Raw genomic sequence first — 20915 nt, 5'->3', positions numbered from 1 at the left:
TGAAGAAAGTCGTCTTCAAAGGCGAAAAAATGAATGTTAGTACATGCATCCGGTAAATGTAAGTAAGTGGAGAAGTCATCCATGGCCGTCAACCTCACATTAAACGAGGATATAAAATAGTTTTCACTTGATGGAGAGAGATAAACTTAAAAATTTCCAATGGTTAGATGAATATCTTCCATTCTTTCAATTGGAGGTGTTCTACAAAGTGGAAATACAATCAGAGGAATTGTTTAATATGCCGGATTTACTATTTGCCCAGTTTTGTGACGAAAAGTTTCAGATCAATAGAGGAGTACTCAATGTGATTGATGTCTGGTTTTACCAAAGAGGCTTAAGGCAAATCACTAAAAGACGAAAAACAATCCTATCTTTTGTTCACTATATTCACAACAATGAGCAACCAAGTAAAAAAGTAAAATTTGGCCATGGCGGTTTAACGACTCGCCTTGAACAATTTTGGCAACAGCAAGAGGGCCGTATAAAGAGGGTTATGGAATATGCCGGGAAGTGAATGGACTCTTTCAGTAAAATGGTTATGGTCGATGCTTACTTTTGTATTTATGAAGACCTGGGTGCTGGATAAGTAATAAAATACTATTCTTGCATTCAAGTAATGAGATGAATTGGAGGGAATGTTTTGGAAACCAGTTTGACTGTCTTTCAAGATCAATTGATTGATTATGCCGGTCTCTTTCCACCTGCAAAACTCCCATTGGACGAAGCGATAAATAATTTTGCTACATATAAAAAGGGCAAAGATGCATGGATGTTAGGACCATTCGTTATGCCTGTTACGCTGTTGAAAGAAGTAACAGCTCATATGGATTTATTTTCCGAAGAAATTCCGCTTACACTTTCTGTTGTCTGCAGAAAAAGCGAATCGGCAGAAGAATGTAAACGTCAATTTCAAGAGGATGTAAAGGAAATTGCTGCATTTATTAAGGAATATGCAGGCAAGGCGAATGTAGATATGCTCGAAGTTCCACTGCCGCCAGAAGTACCTACTGAAGATTTATTAAACGAAATTGCCGAAGGCGCAGCGACCTTTAATGTACGCGCATTTTGTGAGGTCTCCTTGATTTCCAATTGGAAGACGCATGTGACTGGTACCCTTGATGCGATCGAAGTCTATAACCGTAAACATCCGCTAACCATCGGTGTCAAACTTCGCACTGGCGGAATCAAAGCAGAAATGTTTCCATCACTAGATCAAGTGGCTTTTGTCATCGCGTCATGCCGTGATCGGAAGCTTGCGATGAAATTTACAGCTGGACTTCATCATCCAGTAAGAATGTATCGTGAAGAAGTACAGACGAAAATGCATGGTTTTTTAAACATTTTCCTATCTGGAATGTTTGCCTTGACTGAAAATCTAGATGCAGCCGGAATTAAAGAGATACTTGAAGAGGAAGACCCAAACCGTTTTCTATTTGCAAGTAATGGAATTATTTGGAATAATTATAAGCTTTCCATAGAAGATATCAAGAAGGTAAGAGAAACTTCGCTTTTTTCTTTTGGCAGCTGCAGTTTTGATGAGCCAAAGGATGAGTTAAGAGAATTAATCACACAACAGGGGGTTACATTGTAATGAAATCATTTGTCGAGGTAAGTCCTGAATCACATTTTCCAATTCAAAACTTGCCATATGGAATTTTTAGCACAAAGCAAAATGGGGCAGCGCGTGTTGGCGTGGCCATTGGTGAGTACGTTCTGGATTTGGCGGTTTTAGAAAACGAAGGCTTTTTTAAAGGGATCGTAAAAACGGGGGAATCTGTTTTTTATCGCCCATATTTAAATGACTTTATGGGACTTGGCAAAGAAGCATGGAGTGCTGTCAGAACAAAGCTGCAAGAGGTTCTTTCTGCTGATAATCCGGTGTTAAAAGATAACGAAGATCTTCGCAAAAATGCGTTGATTCCACAAAGTGAAATCACTATGCACTTGCCGGTTAAAATTGGTGACTATACTGATTTCTATGCATCCAAAGAGCATGCCACAAATGTCGGAATTATGTTCCGTGGGAAAGAAAATGCGTTAATGCCTAACTGGACTCATTTGCCTGTTGGTTATCATGGCCGTGCGAGTTCGGTTGTGCTTAGTGGTACAGATGTGAGACGTCCTGTTGGACAACAGAAACCAAAGGATGCAGACGCTCCGATTTTTGGTCCATGCCGTCAGCTTGATTTTGAATTGGAAATGGGCTATATCATCGGGACTGGAAATAAATTAGGAGATCCCATTACGATTGAAAATGCCGAAGAACATATCTTTGGAATGGTTTTATTGAATGACTGGAGTGCTCGTGATATTCAAGCTTGGGAATATGTGCCGCTTGGACCTTTCCTAGCAAAAAACTTTTCAACATCGATTGCACCGTGGATCGTTCCGATGGAAGCATTAGAGCCTTTCCGAGTGGCAGGGCCAAAACAAGAGCCGAAGCCTCTTCCATATCTTGACCAGGAAGCTGAAGGTTCATTTGATATTGAACTGGAAGTTCTTTTAAAAGGTGAAAACCAAAAGGAACGTCAAACGATTAGCAAAAGCAATCACCGCTATCTCTATTGGAGCCCAGCGCAAATGGTTGCGCATCATACGATTGGCGGCTGTGATTTAAATACGGGGGATTTACTGGGAAGCGGTACAATCAGCGGGGAAGAAAAGAATGCTCGCGGTAGTTTATTAGAGTTGACTTGGCGGGGAGCTGAGCCGATTTCTCTCGGTGAAAATGAACAAAGAGAATGGCTCGAAGACGGCGATGAGTTGACCATGACTGGCTGGTGCCAAGGGGAAGGGTACCGTGTAGGCTTTGGCGAAGTGGCAGGAAAAATTTTACCTGCACATGACATCAACGAAGTATTTTCAAAAAAAGTACTTACTAATCAAAAATAACTTCTCAAGGGAGGGTAAATAAATGTCGTTTTATCGTCAAATGGGAAGAATCCCTAAGAAAAGACATGTTGTATTTAGAAAAGAAGATGATTCTTTATTTCGCGAACAAGTGATGGGGACGAAAGGATTCTCAGGCATTCAATCGATCCTATATCACCATAATCCGCCAACTGCTTTTTATAAGTCCGAGTTTCTTGGGGAAGCCGAAATAGGCTATGAGGAACAAAGCGCGCTTCGTCCAAGACATTTCTTTACCGATTCAGTCAGTCAAGAACCGCAAGATGCAGTATTGGACAGGCAATATGTCCTTGGAAATGAAGATTTAACGATTGGGGTAACGAATCCAACGAAATCAATGGATTACTTCTACCGTAATGCCGATGGAGATGAACTATTATTTGTTCACCATGGTACCGGAGAAGTTGAAACGAGCTTTGGTACGCTCAAATATAGACCTGGTGATTATATTGTCATGCCAGTCGGCACGATTTACCGTGTCAATCCAAATGAAGGACCTTCTAAGTTTCTTGTGGTCGAAACAACAAGCTGGATCACGACACCAAAACGCTACCGCAATGAAATGGGTCAGTTCCTAGAGCATAGCCCATTCTGTGAACGTGATTTCCGTGGACCAGTAGCGTTAAATACGCACACAGAAGAAGGAGATTTTAAAGTACTGACAAAAACAAGAGGCGCGCTGCATGCCCATTACTTTAAACATCATCCGCTTGATGTTGAAGGCTGGGATGGATATTTGTATCCATGGATTTTTAATATCGCTGATTTCGAACCGATTACAGGCCGAATTCATCAGCCGCCTCCGGTTCACCAAACGTTTGAAGGAAATAATTTTGTCATTTGTTCCTTTGTACCGCGGCTGTATGATTATCATCCAGAAGCGATTCCAGCGCCTTACTATCACAGTAATGTTGATAGTGATGAAGTCTTGTACTATGTGGAAGGGAACTTTATGAGCCGTAAAGGGGTCAAAGAAGAATCGATTACGCTGCATCCGTTAGGGATTCCACATGGACCGCATCCTGGAAAAATTGAAGACAGCATCGGGAAGAAAGAAACGCTTGAATTAGCAGTGATGATCGATACTTTCAGACCATTAAAAGTGGTTGAAAAAGCTCAACGTTTTGAAGATCAAGATTATCAATATAGTTGGATCGACAAAAACTAGAAAGCAAAAACATCCTTGAAGGGCTGACCACCCCTCCAGCTATTTTGAGGGGAGTGGGAAGCAAAGGGACGTACCCTTCGCTTCTTTGGAATATTTAGAAAAGGAAGCATAAGGTACGTCCCCATGCTTCTCCTCTTTTAACTGTCGCTAAAATCCACTAAAAAATCACTATTTTGAATATTGTTTGTCTTAGAATAAATTTCGATTGCTTTCAATAAAAGAAGGATTTGGAAATTCTCGTTAACATCCTTAAAATCAGTATTCATATACTCTTTCAAGTTTTCTAGTCGATAGAGAAGTCCACTTTTTGAAATGTTTAATAAGCGCATCGTTGTTTCAATTTTTAAATTGTTATTTAAATATATATATAGAGTTTTTAAGAGCTCATTACGTTTTTGTTCCTTTAAAGAAAAGATTCCTGTAAAACGATTTTTTGCAAGTAGCTTAATATGTTCAGTATTTAAATCATTAATGAAAATGGACAAAATACTAATATCCTTGAATGCAGTAATCGATGCGTTCGGACTAGAAACTAGGGCAATCGCAGCCTCATTATAGTGAGAATGGGCCTCCAAAATGCTATGTCCAATTTCACTGTACCCAATTTGAACAGGATATTTAGGAAATTGTTTGATTAATGCTTCTCTTAAATTACAAAAAATTTTCTGAATCAAAGAATGGTTCTTTGAAGGATGAAATAACAAAACAACCAGTTCCTGTTCCTTATTTGCAATAAGTGTGCGTTGGTTCTTTAGGTGATTTCGCATAAAGCTTTCAATTTCTTTTTCAATTTTACTTATATTGGAACTCCACCTCAAAATAGCAACGGTATATAATTGGTTAATATCAATTTCAAAGTAGCGAGATCTAGATATAATCTGATTTTTATCCTTCAAACGTTGATGCAAAATTTCATTAATAAGTTTTGCTTCATCCTCTGCTCGTGATTTTACTAAAATTGAATTCATCATAAGTTGGACAGAAATGACGTTTGTCATTTTTGATAATATTAAATAGTCATAGGATGTGAATGTTTTAGCTTGCATCGAGATCATTGACAAATAGGCAACCACTTTATTTTTAACTACAATCGTATTGGTTAAACGAACATGGTTATCTAACTGAATAACCTTTTTCTTAAAGGAAAGTTGCTGACGCTTTTCGAAAAAGTAACTACCTAATTGTTCTCTTTCCTTTTGGTCATAAACCCTCATATCCTGTTCAATCAATTGTCTATTCTTTTCTAGTCTATTCGTCGAATGAGCTAGATTATAAAATATATCTTCTATTAAAAAGGTTCTGCCAAAGGTTTTTTCAGCTTCTTTTAAAATATCTTCAACTGTTGCTCCATCTATAATCGCTTGTGTCATTTTACTTTGAATATTTCCTAGTTCAATTAAATCAAAAGTGACTTGATTTTCAGAGTGTGCCTTTGATTCATCAGGTAAATGATTAACCGTATAAATCTCCCATGTACAGTGTTCATCTCCTCGTGCTACACACGTTTTCTCCACTACCTTCACTTCAAATTGAAAGATGGTGCTCATATAGCCAGTTGCATAACCCATAAGTGTATGACAAACCGGTGTGTCACTTTGTCCGAAATAATCCAGGTGCACATTTGCCTCGTAAGAATGTAACCACGTTCCCGTACCATAAACAGTCTTAACAGATTTGTCATCATAAAAATCGATATACCCTTCGAAAACAGAACCTTTTATATGTCCTTTTTTACAATGAAGAGTAGGCCCTTGTTTAAGGAGATCTTGTATATCCAAATATTGCTCTCTCAGTTGCTGAGCGTCTGAAACGCCTAATTGATAGCCATAATTGAACAATAATTCCGTTGCTTTTTTTATCCCATTTATTTCAATAAGATCTGCTTTTAGAAAACTTAAAGCTTTAGCAAGCGATATGTTATCGATGTCTGCTTCTCCATTTTCTATATGAAAAGTAGTCCTATTGATAGAAATAACAGAGTGGTTCAACTGATCCCCCCCTTTTGTTAATTATGGGAATTATCATAAAAATAAAAATATTCATCTCTTATACTATAATACCATACAAGTTAAAAAACCAGACGAATCGTACTGAAAACGTTTACAAGTTAAGTAGGTTAGTTTGTTTTCTGAATAGTCAAAATTTAATAAAGTAAATGTGTAAATATAAAAACTTACACAAAGGAGAAATGAAAATGTTACCAGAAATCGCTAAATTAGGTCATATTGCGTTAATCACACCCGATTTAAAAAAGTCATTATGGTTCTTCTCAGAGGTTTTGGGTTTAGAAGAAACGGAAGTAGTGAATGGTACCCATTATTTACGTGCGTGGGGAGACTTTGAGCACCATACATTGTCGCTAAAACAAGGGGAAAAGTCAAAAGTAGATCACATTGGTTGGCGTACAAAGCGTCCTGAAGATGTAGAGAAATTTGCTGAATTATTAACGGAGGCAGGTGCAGATGTAAAGTGGATTGAAGCTGGTGAAGAAGCAGGTCAAGGAAGAGCCATTCGCTTTAAGTTACCAAGTGAGCATCCATTTGAGATTTATTATGAGATGGAAAAAACGCAACCAAATCAAGACCGTAAATCCGTGCTAAAAAACCAAACGTATAAAGCATGGCGAAAAGGCGCTTCACCACGTCGGATTGACCACGTGAATCTAGCGACATCACAAAATCCTGCTGTAATCCATAAGTGGTTAATCGATAATTTAGGGTTTAAAATGCGTGAATACGTCGATTTAGGGGACGCAGGTGTTATGGCAGGCTGGTTAAGTGTTACACCGTTAGTTCATGATATAGCCGTGGTAAGTGAGCCGAATGCTGAAACCCCAAACCGTCTACACCACTTGGCTTACTGGTTTGATAATGCACAAGATATTTTACGTGCCGCAGACATTTTAAGTGAAGAAGGTCTTAAATTTGTCGGACCTGGTAAACATGGAGTTTCGCAAGCAGTTTATTTATATGTGAAGGATCCAGGAAGTGGTCACCGGGTAGAATTATTCTCTAATAGCTACTTAATTTTTGAACCAGATTGGGAGCCAATTAAATGGACAGCTGAGGATATTGATTTAGGAATGACTTATTGGGGGCAAGATGCAGTAGCAGGTAATCAAGATTCAACGGAAGCATAGGAGGAATTAGAATGAGCTATCAAACAGAGATTTTAGAGACAGGTCGGTTTCAAACTTTTTACTGTGAGGCTGGACAAGAAAATGAGGAAGTAATCGTATTTCTGCACGGGTCTGGTCCTGGAGCAAATTCCGTTAGTAATTGGCAGCATATTTTGCCGGATCTTGCCAAGGACTATCATGTGATTGCGCCTGATATGTACGGATTTGGAAATACCAAACATCCAGAGGGATGCCCAAAAACATTTTGGGAATGGACACAATGCCGTGTTGATCAGCTATTGGAGCTATTAGATAAAAAAGACATTCACGAGTTTAGTCTCGTTGGCAATTCAATGGGTGGCTATGTGTCTCTAAACATTGTCATGCACTCACCTGCGCGAGTAAAAAAGGTGCTACTAATGGGAAGTGCTGGTGGGGAGGCACCGCCAACACCAGAAATTCAACGTATGGTAGGATTCTACAAAAATCCAACATTCGAAAACTTACGTAATTTAACAACATGGTTTGTTTATGATCCAGCAACAATACAAGATTCATTGGAAGATATTTTAAAAATTCGCTATGAAACGATTCAACGTGAAGAGATTCGCCATTCTTATTTGCATAACATGTTCCCAATGCCCGGTGAAATTTTAATCCCACCAAATGCGCTACGTCAAATGAAACAACCATTTTTATTATTGCAAGGTTTAAATGACCGATTTGTTCCGAAAGAGAGCAGCATTAGTATGATGGAACATTTACCTAATGCGGAGCTTCGTCTATTTACACAGTGTGGACATTGGATACAGGTTGAAAAACGTGAAGAATTTATTAAAGCTGCAAGAGATTTCTTCTAGTTCATTAGAAGACTAATTACTAATTTCAGGTTAACAGAGTCCTAAAAATAAATTAAGGTCACTGGGAAGACGACTATTATTAAGTCATTTTTTGAGTGGCCTTAAAAGAATTTTAAGAAACTTCATGAAAAACATTTAGGCTAGCTAAATCAAAATATAGTAAAACATAAAATGGGAGGGTTATAAATGTCAGTTGAAACAAAGCATAAATTTAAAGGGTTTACAGAAGTTGAGCTATTGCTTATTGAAAAAGCAAGGGAAGCAGGTCAACTAGCAGAAACAGAATTAGCAGCTTCAGAACTAAATGCCTCTGTTTCTCAAAAATTTGTAAATAAGTTGATTGTTGCAGGCATTACACGCACAATTCTTCCGAAAGAATACGGTGGTCCACAAATCTCATTACGTGGCTTTGGAGAAATTGTACGCACAATTTCGTATCATAATATATCAGCAGCGTGGGTAGGTTATTTCTACCCATTACACAATAGTTTACCAGCACACCTTCCACAAGAAGGTAGAGACGAAATTGTAAATTCCGATGGCTTAATTGCAGATGTTTTTGCACCTATTGGACAAGTAACTGTAGTAGATGGTGGCATTCGGATAACTGGTACTTATAACTATGCAAGCGGGGTTAACTTTGCTGAGTGGATTGGTTTAGGGGCAATTGCACAATTACCTGAATCAGATCGACCGGAATTTATAATGGCCTTCATGCGTAAAGATGAAGTACAAGTAAATGAAAACTGGGATACATTTGGTTTGCGTGGTACAGGTAGTAACCAAGTCGTAGCAACAGATGTGTTTATCCCACGTAGTCGTATTGTAAGACTTGAAGTTGCGAATGATACACGTCGCCCACCGGCAGGTTCTAATTATGATCCAGAATATCCATATTATCATGTGCCATACTTCTCTGCATTTTATCTTGGATTCCCGAATATCACATTAGGTGGAGCCAAACGTTTAATTGATGAATTTAATAAGAGAACGGAAGCTCGGGTGCGTATTCATGGAGAAAGCGAAAAAGATTCTCCACGTAGTCAGCGACTTCTAGCTCATCTTATGCTGGAATATAAAAAAGCTGATGGTTTATTGGAACAATATTACAATTTACTAGAAACATATGAAACAGAAGGTCCTTACGAAAAGGGAGAGTTTGCTGCTATCCGTGCAGAAATCGTTAAAATTTGTCAGGATATCGCTACAACAGTAATGGTTTCACTAGGTGGCTCATCTCTAAAAAAGAATGACATAATTGAAGTAACTGTACGAGACATTATTGCGGTAGCTACACATACAACATCTTTATATGAGGATGCACTATATACGTATGGTCGTAATTTATATGGCTTTGAAGGAATTGGTTGGGGCTGATTTCCCTAAGTATCGCGTTTATAAAGTAATACTTAATCAGTGTGGGTTTTCCTCATTCCACACTGATTGATTATTAGTTGAACCAATCGGCCTTTTATGAGCAGTTGATCTCCAAAGCTATCCTATTGTTTTCCTTATTTGTTGAACTAGATTTTAATCTTTAGAGGAGGGAAGTTATGATAACGGAGCGATTAATATCTAATGTTATCCAACTGCTTGATGAAGCACATCTAAAACATCAATCTATTTCCCCACTTACAACACAAGAGAAAAGAAATATTGTATGTCAAATAATTCTAATAAGTAAAGATAGGGATTTAAATCTTCTAATTCACTAATAAAAGCTCCCCTTGTTCGCTTCGACAGGCATCAACTCGTTAAATCCCCCGGTCAAGATTATTTCATTCGATGAACCGTTTAGCAAAAGTTAAATCTTCTCCCGTAGGTATATACTCCCTTTATTTGGTGCGTAAAGAGCATACTGATATTTCAAGGAGAAAGTTAATGGTCTATTTAGAAAAGGAAGCATAAGGTACGTCCCCATGCTTCCCCCGGGGGGCTAAGGCCCCATTTTTTCAATATTGATAAAGTAGGAATTGACAGTTTATATCGTTTACCCGTAAAGTTGCTTATGATACAAAATAAAACGGAGGAGAACAAATGCAATTCATTAATAGTCTACTTCTGGATATGGAACTAGATCCTAGTTTAGTAGAATATCTTTCGGTTATTATCAAGATTCTGCTAATCGGGCTTATCTGTATTGTAGCAAATTTTATTTCAAAGAAAATCGTGATTAGGATCATCACTCGTATCGTTAAAAACGCCAAAGTCGAGTGGGGGAATATTCTTTTGGAAAGAAAAGTTTTTCGAAAGTTATCCCATATGGTTCCTGCGATTATTATTTATTCATTAGCTTCAACTTTTCCAAGCTATCAATCTATTATTGAGAAATTGGCCATTGCCTATACCATCGTTGTAGGGTTAGTGTTTATTCAAAGTTTACTAAATGCACTGAATGATATTTATCAAACCTTTGAAATATCCAAGGTTAAGCCGATTAAAGGATATATTCAGGTGGTTAACATTATCATCATGACTATAGGAATCATCTTAGTGATTTCAAATCTAATAGGTAAGAGTCCTCTTATTCTATTAAGTGGGCTTGGTGCTCTCTCGGCCGTTTTGATGTTAGTATTTAAGGATTCGTTATTAGGACTAGTGGCAGGAATTCAGTTGACAGGCAATGATATGGTTCGGGTTGGTGACTGGATTGAAATGCCAAAATATGGAGCAGATGGTGACGTGATTGATATTTCTTTAAATACCGTACAGGTTCAAAATTTTGACAAAACGATTACGATGATCCCAAGCTACGCCCTTATTTCCGATTCATTTATAAACTGGAGAGGGATGGAAAGCTCAGGCGGCCGACGAATCAAGCGCTCTTTGTATATAGATACGAGCAGTATCACGTTTTGCACCGAGGAAATGATTGAGAAATTTATAAAAGTTCAGTACCTTTCAGACTACATTATTCAAAAGGAAAGGGAAATTACTGAGTACAATGCCAAAAATCAAATAGATCGAAATAATCCTGTCAATGGCAGGGCCCTTACCAATATCGGTGTTTTTAGGGCGTATATCAGCAATTACCTGAAAAATCACGATGGAATCAATCAGAATATGACCTTAATGGTTAGACAGCTAGAACCTAGTGAACACGGGTTGCCTCTGGAAATTTATGTGTTTACAAATTCCGTACAGTGGGCAGTGTATGAATCTGTGCAATCTGATATCTTTGACCATCTATTTGCCGTTGCACCAGAGTTTGGACTTAGAGTATTCCAGAACCCATCTGGGGCTGATTTAAGAACCATGGCAGAAGAATCGAGCAACAAAGCCTTGGTTGGTGAAAGTAGCTATTAAATAATCAATCTCCGAAACAAAACCGACTGTTCTAAATTACACAGTCGGTTTTGTTTATTGGGTGAACATCCATTCTCAACTTTTCTCCTTATTGCATGTTCTCCTTATTGCATGTTCTCCTTATTGCATTTTCTCATTATAAAATTTTACTGAATATATTCCACCTTCACTGACCATGTTGTTATCTTCTATATTATCTGGTTCGGGATTGCCTCCCTTTTCAATAGGAAATCTGTCTTTTATTGTTGATCCATCTGGATTAACCTTCTTTTTCCATTTGTTAAGTACATTTTTAGCTTTCATGCGGTTCGGTTTATTCGATAACCAAATGGCAGCTGTTGTGCCAATGCCTGCTGCTAGTACTGAGCTTATTCTTAAGACTTGTTTCATTTTCGAAGTTCCTCCTTCGATTTTTGGAGAATATCATGTCCAGCTTTACCTTATAAATACCCGCTTATATATCGATTAAACCTAGTATGATCGTTTCTATTTGCAGGCAATACTAGTACATTTATATTGAAAGAGGTAAGTTCTAGATTTTGGGGATATTACTGAATGCTTTTTTAAAAACGTAGAGGAGAAATTTAACGGGTTCGGATTTGAAGTACAACATACGAATGAACATTGCTTTTAGTATAGTAATTCGGACTAGAATTTAAAAGCAATTTGGCAAGTAAATCAGTAAAGAAAAATGCTTGGAGACATTTGCTCCAAGCATTTTTTATGCACCAGGTTAAGTGATTTCCAAATCTCCAAGAATCGCCAGGAAATAAGCTATTAATTTATCCATCTACATGACAAACTAAGATTTTGATATCTGCGCTCCACCCCACCCATTAAAGAGCGGATCCTCACGAACTTAGAAGAGGGGTACAGCATAGTTTGAAAAATAAACGGACAAATTCCTCTTAATGAAGAAAAAGCACGAAAAATAGATTAAATAGACGGAGAGATTCCGCCTATTTAATCAAAAAACATGAAAATGGACCATTTTGCTTTGCTTAACCGGAAAATCTCCGCTTATATCCCCCGAATCGAGCTCTATTCTACATTTAACCGGAAAACCTCCCCTTATTAAAACGATCACTGGTTACTCAGTTAAGGATAAGAAAGAATGTCTGCTTCATTTATCCGCCTCTCAGACATCAACACCCACTCCCTGGTAGTTAAATATTATTTTTAGCACACCAATTGGCATAACCATTAGCATGCGAATTTTCATGCTGACAAAAACTTATGTCACCATGATAAAAAGGGGTTCGAAATTCAGGGCGGATATACCGTTCATTTTATTAAATCCCATATATATCAACAAAAAAGAAGCAGTCTAATTCAGATGCGAATAGGACTACTAATTGATGTGCTAATTTAGTTTTTGTATTCGAAAACCGAACCCGTTAGGAGAAATTGCTACGTTTAACAAACAAAGGGGGAAGCATAGGGACGTACCCTTCGCTTCTTTGGAATATTTCTATTTCAAGGGGAAAGTTAATGGTCTATTTAGAAAAGGAAGCATAAGGTACGTCCCTATGCTTCCAAGGCACGGAACCCAATTAGAAAACGTGCAACTTTCAGCATTATTTGAAAAAAGGGACAGTTGACATGCCAGTATCGCGGTCCTATACTAACTTAGTGTGTTAACATAAGTATATCAATTTGGAGTGAATATATTGGACAAGACAGTTACAAACATCAAAGAAATAACAGCAAACCCTGCTCCACTAGGTTTAATGGGATTTGGGATGACAACCATCTTGCTGAACATTCATAATGCAGGTTTTTTTGAATTGGATGCAATGATTTTAGGAATGGGAATATTTTATGGTGGATTAGCACAAGTTATTGCGGGCATCATGGAATTTAAGAAAAACAATACATTTGGAACAACAGCCTTTACGTCCTATGGTTTTTTCTGGTTATCATTGGTAGCATTAAACATGATTCCATTAATGGGTTATGGTGAAGCAGCCGGTTCTTTATCAATGGCCGCTTATCTGTTTATGTGGGGACTTTTCACGTTATTCATGTTTATTGGAACTTTGCGTATTAACAAAGCCCTTCAAGTTGTTTTTGGAACACTTACGATTCTATTTTTCTTATTGGCAATTGGAAATTTCACAGGCTCTAGCTTGATTTTAACGATTGCTGGATATGAAGGGATTCTTTGTGGTTTTACAGCTATCTATGCGGCTATGGCACAAGTGCTAAATGAAGTATATGGAAAAACCATTTTACCAATTGGTGAAATTAAAGTTAAAGAGCGTCAAGTAAATGACCTTAAATCAAAAAAAATAGTTAGTTAGTTAGTCTATTGGAAGCATAGGGGCGTACCCTGTGCTTCTTTTTGAATCTATAGAAATTATGACATTAGAGGAAGCTAAGGGTACGTCCCCATGCTTCCCTTTTCTAATCAGTTCCTTAACTACCTCTCGTAAGATTATTTATGGCAATAAAACTGTATCAATAACATGGATGACACCGTTTGTTGCTTCGATGTCTGGTTTAACGACAGTTGCATTGTTCACTTTAATTGGATTAAGTGAAATGGTGACATCCTTTTTAGCTAACGTTGTTGCCTTCATTCCCTCTTTCAGGTCGGCTGACATTACCTTGCCAGGCACAACATGGTGAAGAAGAATATCCTTCAGGTCTCTTCTAGCTAATAATTGTTCCGTTGTGATATTTAAATCCTTCAATAATTCTTTAAACGCCTTATCTGTTGGAGCGAATACAGTAAAGGGTCCTTCACCTTTCAGCGTTTCGACCAATCCAGCTTTTTCAAGGGCAGCTGCTAATACAGTAAAGTCTCCAGATGCTATCGCTGTATCGACGATATCCTTTTTTGCCCCTGGATTTTCTGCTGCAAAAACTCCACTCGAAAATGACATGACCATCATCAACATGAACAAAATTACTGCCAACTTTCTTTTTTTCATTAACAAATCCTCCTACTTTTCACATTTTAAATTCCAAAAACTATTATTCGTTTATTTGATGTTTTTATCCATAACTTAAACTAAATTTTAGTAAATGGGAGAAAAAGTTACATACTATGTTTACTGGGATAATTTGGTATATATTTTAAATGAAATTACACCAACGTATAAGGGAGGATATGGATATAACAGTTCCTATAATTATAATCCCTCGAATACAGGGAACGAAACTGGTCAATTCGAACACATTGAATTTTGACACGATTTGGTCAGCCGTTCAAAGCAAATCTGAAACTATTTATGACCTTTCTCTAAAACAGGATATCCGTTTTGAAGTCAACCCCAAATTGATTATTGAGCGAAGTGATATAGAGGATCTGTCTTTTGAGGCCATTGGGTCAGTCCCCCGCCGAAGTAACGCATTACTTCACTGGGGGACTACCAAATACTCAAGTGTTGAACGACTAGAGTTTGGGAATGTCCAGTAATTTCTAAAATTACTGAAGACCTACTTTCCGGACTATTTTTTATACTCATGAAAGGCTACAAGTGAATTAGGGCCCTCTATAAGGGAAATCTGATGAAGAGGTTCAAAAAATATCCTTTTTATAAGATAAGTATCGTAATTTTATAGGTTATAGTTGAAGTGGAACCTTAAAAATAGGGAGGACTGTATGAGATGAAAACTAAGTGGTATTTGTTCTTTTTAACCATTATTACAGTCTCGATTGTCATTATTAACTTAATTAGTATTGAAAAGAACGCTACTTATAAAATTGGTGTTTTGAGCGCAGGAGAAAGTCGCCAAGAAAAGTATCTAGGCTTACAAGAAGGTTTAGCAGAGTTAGGGTATAAAGATGAGGATTTTACGTTTATTGTAAAGGACGCCGTCGATGATATTGATGTCTTAAACAATCATATAGACGAAATTCTAAGCGAAGAAGTCGATTTAATCGTCACATTAGGTGGGATTGAAACCATTCAATTGCAGAAAAAATTGGCGGAAGTGAATTTAGAACTCCCAGTCGTGTTTGCTGGGATCGCTGACCCTCAGGAAATAGGAATTATTGCTGATCATCGCTCACCAGGAAATTATTTCACCGGAATTAATAATTTTCATACTTCCCTCTCAGGAAAAAGATTGGAGTTGTTTCAGGCCCTTATTCCAAACTTAGAGAGAGTCTTTGCTGTTTATGACCAAAGTGTGGAAGCTAGCAAACGCAGCTTAGAGCTATCGTTAAAAGCAGCTCAGCAATTACATATTGAGGTAATTCCGGTTGATGCCACCAACCCTGCTTACCGAGAATTGATCGAGAAACAAATAAAAACGCATGATGCCTTATTTATCTTACCTAGTTATTATATTGAATCATTAACAGAGGAAATTGTTCAGTTCTCCAATCAATATAGGCTGCCAGTAATGGGACTATATGAGAATGAAGTAAAAAGCGGTTATGCTGCAAGCTATGGGACTAGTTTTTTTGACCAGGGATATCAAGCGGCGAGATTTGTCAGTTCAATCATTCAAGGGAACTCACCTAGCGAGCTCCCTGTAGAGCTACCAGATAGATTAAGGTTTATTGTAAATAAGCAAGTAGTAGAGCGGTATAACAGCGTGATTAATCAAGACTTGTTATCTATAGCGGAATTTATCGAAGAAGCGGCAGAAGGGGAGGAGCGATGAGAAATTTATTTTTCAATAAGTGGATCAACCGCCAATCGATAAGAAGCAAGGTTCTTATCTTTGGAGTTGTCATGTCAACAATTCCCCTTTTATTGATGAGTTTCTATTATTATACACAAAGCAAAGCAGACTTAGAGAATAGAATTATTGAAAAACAGCAGCTGATGACAAAGAATCTATCGAATGAAATTCAATTAGAATTAATCAAACTTTGCAGCAAATTCAAATGTTGACTGCATTAGGGAACTTCCTAGAGGAGGATAAAGGATTTTATGGATTATTGCTGCAGAATAATTTTATCGAAGAAGTAGTGGTCACCGATAATCAAGGTTTGGTCAAGAAACGTATTTCGCGGATCCGCTTAAATCTTCCAGATCATCAAGAAGCATGGTTTACCGATGATATGTGGTATGAATTTCAAACAGCAGACCAAATCTATGGGGATGTAGAGTTTAATTTATTCGGACAGCCGATTATGAAGCTAGCGATTCCGTATCAAACGGGTGATACGAGACTAGGGGTCGGGGTCGTAATACAATTACAGAAAATCGTTGGAAAGATCTCGTCTTTAAGACAGGACGACTCCGCGTATCTTTATCTTATTGACCAAAATGATCGAGTGATCGCTCACCAGGATTATAGTAAGCTGTGGCAAAAAGATTCAACCGTTAGCGTGGAAGGCGTGCTTCAGGTAAAAACGAAGATGAAGGATTTAAATTGGACATTGGTCATGGAACAGCCTAGACAAACCGCTTATGCACCAGTCAATAAAATGTTTCAAACTGGAATTATGGCTGTAGTAGTAACTACATTGATTATTAGTTTCATTAGTATCTATGCTGGCCTCTATTTCACAAAACCTATTATCATGCTAGATGCTACCATCAAAAAATTTATATTGGGTGCAAAGATAGAACCGATTAAATTGAATCGGAAGGATGAGATGGGGAAACTGGCAGATTCTTTTAATCAGATGACGGAGCAATTACAGCAAAAGTCTCGTTTGCTTGAAATAGAGAAAGAGCGATTAAAAGTAGTCGTCGAAGGGATAGGATCAGGTCTTGCCCTTGTAACGAGTCAATATATGGTTACATGGATGAATCCAACTTTAAAAAAATGGGTGCAGCAAGAGGAAATCCAGCTGCCATGTTATCAATTTATTGGTCGACATTATTCTCCTTGTCAAGATTGTCCGATTACATGTCCTAACTTAAAGGAAGGCTATGCCAATAAGATTACGACATTACGCGATGAAAATGGAGAAGAACGGATTTTCCAGCATCGTGTGTTTCCGCTAACTCATTCGATTGCAGGAGAAGGGGAATTTCTTCTTATGATTGATGACATAACCGAACAAAAGGAAATGGAAGAAAAAATAATTCAAACGGATAAGTTATCTGCTTTAGGGATGATGGCATCAAGTTTTGCCCATGAAGTAAATAATCCGTTAACAACGATTAATGTATACGCCGAAGATTTGTATGATCGCTTTCAAATGAATGATCAGGATTTAGATGAGGAAGAAGTAAGGAACTACTTAGAGAAGATTGTTGCGAATACAGAGAGGTGCAAAAAGATCACAACGAATTTATTAAATTTCTCACGGAAATCCATTTGGACAGTAGATCATATCAACTTAAACGAGACGATTCAAAATAGTATTAGTCTAGTGGACCATACTTTAAATAGTAAAGGGATTCAACTCAACCTAAAGATTGATTCGGAGTTGCCAGCACTAGCAGGAGATAGTTTAAAACTAATGCAGGTATTCGTTAATCTCATTAATAATGCCATTGATGCCATGGATGCAGGCGACACTTTAACCATTACGGCCACAGCTGATAGGGGCCTCTTAACATTTATTGTGAAAGACACGGGCTCTGGCATTCCAAAAGAAATCCTTCCAAAAATACTAGATCCATTTTATACAACAAAACCGGTAGGTAAAGGAACTGGTTTGGGACTGTCTGTTTGTTATGGAATTATTGAGCAATTCGGAGGCAGTATGGAGATTGAAAGCCAACTTGGAGAGGGAACAAGTGTGACGATACAAATTCAAATTAAGGAGGAGAAAAGATGGGGGCAACAAAGCTCTTAATCGTGGATGATGAGAAAGATTTACTTGAACTACTTGTTAGGCGTCTTAAGCGTAAGGGCTATGATGTTGATAGTGCAGGTACAGCAGAAGAAGCGCTTGAATTGGTGAAAACCGTAGATTATGACGTTGCGATTTATGATATTCGCCTTCCAAAAATGGATGGAATTACGTTATTAAAAGAGACGAAAAAACTGCAGCCAGATGCTGAGATTCTAATTCTAACGGGACATGGAACCATTGATACGGCGATAGAAGCGATGAAAGTGGGGGCGTTTGACTATATTACCAAACCTTATAATTTATCTGAACTGGAGCTTACGATTAATAAAGCTTTCGAGAATAAAATATTAAAAGAAAAAAACGATAGCATGAAAAAAATCATCGCGCGTCAAAATGAATTTGACATCATCGGTGAGAGTGAGAAGCTTAAGGAATTGCTCTGGATGACGAAAAAAATTGCTGACAGTAATGTTCCTGTTTTAATCGAAGGGGAGAGTGGAACAGGGAAAGAGTTGATTGCCAAAGCGCTGCATTTTTGGAGTTGTCGCAAGGAAGAGCCATTTGTTCCGATTAATTCAGGTGCCCTACCTGAACAATTATTGGAAAGTGAAATATTTGGACATGTTCGCGGTTCCTTTACAGGAGCCATTCAGGATAAAAAGGGCCTTGTTGAGGCAGCCAAAGGCGGAACGTTATTTCTTGATGAACTTGGAGAGATGCCACTTTCGCTTCAAGTGAAATTGCTGCGATTTCTTGAAACTGGTGAATTTCGTCGCATCGGCGATTTACGCGAAAAGCATATTTCTGTTCGTATCGTTACTGCGACGAATCGCGATATGGAAAAGGAGGTCGCTGAAGGGCGTTTTCGCGAGGACCTTTATTATCGCTTAAATGTCGTTAAACTCACGGTTCCACCACTTAGGGAAAGGAAAGAAGACCTTCCTGCTTTAATTCGCTTCTTTATTGAAAAATCGAAAGCTACGGGAAAGACTCTTTCCGCTGATGCACTTCAAACGCTTAATAACTATTCTTTTCCGGGGAACATCCGCGAGTTGAGTCATATTATTGAACGGTGCATTCTCCTATCAAAAGGAGACGTTATCCACAAGGAAGACCTTTTGTTACCACATACAGATAAAGAAGTCCATATACCGAATCAGGAACCAGCTCAAAGTACAACTTGTTCCTTAGAGGAGCTTGAGAAAGCACATATTGAAAAAGTGTTAAAACAAACGAATTGGAATAAAACAAAAGCCGCTGAAATATTAGGAATCAGTGTCCGGAATCTGTATCGTAAAATTGAGAATTATCATTTAAAGGAATAGCTGCCTACATCTGGCAGCTATTTTTATGCCTAAAATGCCGTGAAGATTTTTTCACTCATGTTTTTAAGAAAGGCAAATTCTCTTTTGTAAAAATCATACTATGCCAAATTGTCATGAGAATAGATTTCATGACAAAATGACATACCAGTCAATCGTTGAACTATGACAAATTGGCAGAAATCTAATCGTTGGGACAGATGTGCGTTTCGTTTCTTCGGGTGTGTTTTTTGTTCACAAACCTTTCATAATTTCCAAATCCGTTGGTAAAACAACGGATTTCCCCTTCATTTCTTCCCTTTTTTCTGAAAATCGCTCCTTGGGAAAAAGTTGGCACACTTCCTGCATTATCTATAAGCAAAGGATAAAACAAAAGAATAGGAGTGGATAAACATGCTTTCTAATATCGGTATTCCAGGCTTGATTTTAATCCTAACTCTCGCCTTGATTATTTTCGGGCCTAAAAAACTGCCTGAAATCGGGAGAGCTTTCGGCCAAACCTTAAAAGAATTTAAAAAGTCAACAAAAGAACTGACAAGCGAGCTTACCGAAGAGTTTGAAGACCATAAAGAAATGAATAAAGAAAAATAAGCAAAATGAGGTGATAAGAATGGGGTTATTTTCAAAATGGGAAATGAAACCAAAGGATTATGACAGAATAGTAGACACCAACCTTCCAGATCATGACAAAGAATTAAATCAATCTCAATATGACAGAAAGTTAGGCTTAAACATGGCCTATGATGCCAGAAAGGTCATTAACGGCAGTTTAAAGATTGAAGAATTCCATAATATCTATTCCTCTTCCCTTACAAAGGAATTCGGTCGTTATTACGCTGCCGATGGACCTGAAATAAAGCAAAACAGTACTGGACCTAAATGGGTCATGGTCATCGACTTAAAAAAATGCGTTGGCTGTGATACTTGTACGGTTTCCTGTAAAGCGGAAAATCGAACACCTCCAGGTATTTCCTATAATGTCGTGATGGAGTCACTTGAGGGGGATTTTCCAAATATAAAAGCGGTTAACCTCCCTAGACCATGCATGCAATGTGACAAGCCAGCATGCGTCCAGGTCTGCCCTACTCGGGCAACCTATAAAATGGAAAATGGAATTGTTGCAATCGATAATGATCGTTGTATTGGCTGTCGTTACTGTATTGTGGCTTGCCCATATGGAGCTCGTTCCTTTGATTTTGGAGATTCATATGAACAAGAAATGCAAGGCTGCAATGATGTCACAAGTCCTGAATACGGCGTAGAACGCGGGGGAAGAAAAGATGGAAAGACACCAATCGGTACGGTACGGAAATGCAGTTTCTGTTTTCATCGCTTGCAAAGAGGCGAAGAACCTGCCTGCGTCGAAACGTGCATTGGTGATGCCCGTTTTTTCGGCGATATCAATGACCCAAATAGTGTTGTTTCGAAGCTTGCTGCAAGTCCAAGGGCTTTCCGCCTGAAGGAAGAGCTTGGTACTCAACCAAGCGTAATTTACTTAAGATAGGAGTGAATA

The 20915-nt window shown here is 38.0% G+C and carries 18 protein-coding genes; 15 read left to right on the top strand and 3 right to left on the bottom strand.

Annotated features, from left to right (window positions below; genetic code table 11):
- Positions 1-208: 208 nt before the first annotated feature.
- The 4 genes from GNT69_RS12460 (at position 209) to GNT69_RS12445 (ending at position 4078) form a co-directional block, all read left to right on the top strand.
- The gene (locus GNT69_RS12460; protein ID WP_203555285.1) at positions 209-514 is read left to right on the top strand and encodes a hypothetical protein; all 306 of its coding nucleotides are present in this window, start codon (positions 209-211) and stop codon (positions 512-514) included.
- 126 nt (positions 515-640) lie between these two features.
- On the top strand, positions 641-1591 hold the full coding sequence (locus GNT69_RS12455) for a hypothetical protein (RefSeq protein ID WP_203555284.1): 951 nt from the start codon (positions 641-643) through the stop codon (positions 1589-1591).
- Entirely contained in the window at positions 1591-2892 is a 1302-nt protein-coding gene (fahA, locus tag GNT69_RS12450; protein WP_203555283.1) for a fumarylacetoacetase, read from the top strand. The genes GNT69_RS12455 and fahA overlap by 1 nt, the downstream gene beginning before the upstream one ends.
- Before the next feature lie 22 nt (positions 2893-2914).
- The gene (locus GNT69_RS12445) at positions 2915-4078 is read left to right on the top strand and encodes a homogentisate 1,2-dioxygenase (protein ID WP_203555282.1); all 1164 of its coding nucleotides are present in this window, start codon (positions 2915-2917) and stop codon (positions 4076-4078) included.
- A 137-nt stretch (positions 4079-4215) separates the two neighbouring features.
- On the opposite strand, the gene GNT69_RS12440 is transcribed toward GNT69_RS12445, so the two are convergent.
- Positions 4216-6066, bottom strand: a complete 1851-nt coding sequence (locus tag GNT69_RS12440; protein ID WP_203555281.1) for a V4R domain-containing protein — start codon at positions 6064-6066, stop codon at positions 4216-4218.
- A 200-nt stretch (positions 6067-6266) separates the two neighbouring features.
- Between GNT69_RS12440 and GNT69_RS12435 the strand changes: the two genes are divergently transcribed.
- The 4 genes from GNT69_RS12435 to GNT69_RS12420 all read left to right on the top strand — a co-directional run bounded on the left by GNT69_RS12435 (position 6267) and on the right by GNT69_RS12420 (position 11362).
- The gene (locus tag GNT69_RS12435; RefSeq protein WP_203555280.1) at positions 6267-7217 is read left to right on the top strand and encodes a VOC family protein; all 951 of its coding nucleotides are present in this window, start codon (positions 6267-6269) and stop codon (positions 7215-7217) included.
- An 11-nt stretch (positions 7218-7228) separates the two neighbouring features.
- Positions 7229-8056: an alpha/beta fold hydrolase gene (locus GNT69_RS12430; RefSeq protein WP_203555279.1), complete on the top strand. Its 828-nt coding sequence runs from the start codon at positions 7229-7231 to the stop codon at positions 8054-8056.
- Positions 8057-8242: 186 nt separating this feature from the next.
- Positions 8243-9433 (top strand): acyl-CoA dehydrogenase family protein, encoded by a 1191-nt coding sequence (locus GNT69_RS12425; protein ID WP_203555278.1) that lies wholly within the window; start codon positions 8243-8245, stop codon positions 9431-9433.
- 660 nt (positions 9434-10093) lie between these two features.
- Positions 10094-11362: a mechanosensitive ion channel family protein gene (locus GNT69_RS12420; RefSeq protein ID WP_203555277.1), complete on the top strand. Its 1269-nt coding sequence runs from the start codon at positions 10094-10096 to the stop codon at positions 11360-11362.
- 120 nt (positions 11363-11482) lie between these two features.
- Here the strand turns inward: GNT69_RS12420 and GNT69_RS12415 are convergent, their stop codons facing one another.
- Entirely contained in the window at positions 11483-11752 is a 270-nt protein-coding gene (locus GNT69_RS12415) for a hypothetical protein (protein WP_203555276.1), read from the bottom strand.
- A 1280-nt stretch (positions 11753-13032) separates the two neighbouring features.
- On the opposite strand from GNT69_RS12415, the gene GNT69_RS12410 reads away from it, so the two are divergent.
- A complete protein-coding gene (locus GNT69_RS12410) occupies positions 13033-13665 on the top strand; it encodes an acetate uptake transporter (RefSeq protein WP_203555275.1) in 633 nt (210 codons plus the stop codon).
- Positions 13666-13803: 138 nt separating this feature from the next.
- Here GNT69_RS12410 and GNT69_RS12405 read toward each other — a convergent pair whose 3' ends face one another.
- Positions 13804-14298: a fasciclin domain-containing protein gene (locus GNT69_RS12405; RefSeq protein WP_203555274.1), complete on the bottom strand. Its 495-nt coding sequence runs from the start codon at positions 14296-14298 to the stop codon at positions 13804-13806.
- A gap of 679 nt (positions 14299-14977) precedes the next feature.
- Here GNT69_RS12405 and GNT69_RS12400 point away from each other — a divergent pair.
- From GNT69_RS12400 to GNT69_RS12380, 6 genes are all read left to right on the top strand, one after another.
- Positions 14978-15982 (top strand): ABC transporter substrate-binding protein, encoded by a 1005-nt coding sequence (locus GNT69_RS12400; protein WP_203555273.1) that lies wholly within the window; start codon positions 14978-14980, stop codon positions 15980-15982.
- Positions 15979-16215, top strand: coding sequence for a hypothetical protein (locus GNT69_RS25470; RefSeq protein ID WP_239094181.1), 237 nt, complete (start codon positions 15979-15981; stop codon positions 16213-16215). Before GNT69_RS12400 ends, GNT69_RS25470 begins: the two co-directional genes overlap by 4 nt.
- The gene (locus GNT69_RS12395; RefSeq protein WP_239094180.1) at positions 16209-18080 is read left to right on the top strand and encodes an ATP-binding protein; all 1872 of its coding nucleotides are present in this window, start codon (positions 16209-16211) and stop codon (positions 18078-18080) included. The genes GNT69_RS25470 and GNT69_RS12395 overlap by 7 nt, the downstream gene beginning before the upstream one ends.
- On the top strand, positions 18059-19405 hold the full coding sequence (locus GNT69_RS12390) for a sigma-54-dependent transcriptional regulator (RefSeq protein WP_203555272.1): 1347 nt from the start codon (positions 18059-18061) through the stop codon (positions 19403-19405). Before GNT69_RS12395 ends, GNT69_RS12390 begins: the two co-directional genes overlap by 22 nt.
- Positions 19406-19795: 390 nt before the next feature.
- On the top strand, positions 19796-19993 hold the full coding sequence (gene tatA, locus GNT69_RS12385) for a twin-arginine translocase TatA/TatE family subunit (protein ID WP_203555271.1): 198 nt from the start codon (positions 19796-19798) through the stop codon (positions 19991-19993).
- A 19-nt stretch (positions 19994-20012) separates the two neighbouring features.
- A complete protein-coding gene (locus GNT69_RS12380) occupies positions 20013-20906 on the top strand; it encodes a 4Fe-4S dicluster domain-containing protein (protein ID WP_203555270.1) in 894 nt (297 codons plus the stop codon).
- The last annotated feature ends 9 nt before the right edge of the window (positions 20907-20915 follow it).

This window comes from Bacillus sp. B15-48 (assembly GCF_016879755.1).
In the GTDB taxonomy this organism is placed as follows: domain Bacteria; phylum Bacillota; class Bacilli; order Bacillales; family Cytobacillaceae; genus Mesobacillus_B.
Note: the sequence above shows the minus strand (reverse complement) of the source record. Positions and strands in the feature narration are given on the sequence as shown.